This is a genomic window from Corynebacterium sp. HMSC070H05 (assembly GCF_001837615.1).
In the GTDB taxonomy this organism is placed as follows: domain Bacteria; phylum Actinomycetota; class Actinomycetes; order Mycobacteriales; family Mycobacteriaceae; genus Corynebacterium; species Corynebacterium coyleae.
In genome coordinates, this window is sequence record NZ_KV833317.1 from 99979 (window position 1) to 100459 (window position 481).

Here is a 481-nt window from a genome sequence, read left to right on the forward strand (position 1 = left end):
ACTGCCACCAGCCGGCCAGATGGCTGATGCGCTTATGGGGCTGTTGCGTGGTGATGGCGATGGTGGTGGGGTGCCGCATGCAGTACCACGCCCGATTGTTATGGTGCCGCTTCCCGAATGGACGCGGATCCAATCCGGTGCCGGTGACGAGGTCACGCTCACGCTGACTGATGGCACGACGATGACAGGTGCGGAGTTTCTCGCGCAGCAATTCGGCGACGAGCTGGAAGTCGCGGCGTTTCACCCGACCGAGGGTGCAGTCAACTTGTATCGCACCCAGCGATTCGCCAATAGTAAGCAGCGTGCGTTGGCATCGATGATGTCGCCAACCTGTCCGGTGCCGGATTGTCGACATGGAGCTGACAATTGCGACATGCACCATATCCACGCCTGGCGGCACGGTGGGGAAACCAACCTTGCCAACCTCGTGCCGTTATGCCGGTTCCATAATGGGCGCAACGACGATGACCCGCGTGAAAAC

Annotated in this window: 1 protein-coding gene; it reads left to right on the forward strand. The window is 60.5% G+C overall.

Features of this window, described 5'->3' with window-relative positions; genetic code table 11:
• Positions 1 to 19: 19 nt before the first annotated feature.
• Positions 20 to 481: HNH endonuclease signature motif containing protein (locus HMPREF2617_RS05495; protein WP_246821704.1), on the forward strand; the 462-nt coding region annotated here is incomplete at its 3' end.